The organism is Gordonia sp. DT30 (genome assembly GCF_049844915.1).
In the GTDB taxonomy this organism is placed as follows: domain Bacteria; phylum Actinomycetota; class Actinomycetes; order Mycobacteriales; family Mycobacteriaceae; genus Gordonia.
The window spans coordinates 1-260 of sequence record NZ_JBNCLY010000114.1 but is presented as its reverse complement, the minus strand read 5'-3'; the positions used below and the strand labels follow the sequence as shown (position 1 = coordinate 260).

At 61.9% G+C, this 260-nt stretch carries 1 pseudogene; it reads left to right on the top strand.

Annotated features, from left to right (window positions below):
- A pseudogene (locus tag ACLQ3C_RS21675) lies at positions 1–260 on the top strand (HNH endonuclease); the annotation flags it as partial.

Below are 260 nucleotides of genomic sequence, written 5' to 3'. Positions count from 1 at the left end.
TCGAAGGCCGGTCGGTGGATGTCGTTGGCGGAGTTGCTGGAAGCTGTGCCGACGATTCGGGCGGCCTATCTTGATGGTGAGTTCAGTACGAATCGGGTCGACATCATGGCGCGGGCGGCCTCACGCGCCCCGAAACCATCCGACACCGACGGCACGGATGCTGGGGTGTCGTTTGAGGATGTTGCGCTCGAGTTGGGGTTGCGGGCGTCGACGGATCCGGTGTTGCGTGATCAGCTCGAGGAAGTGTTGATCTCGTTGGA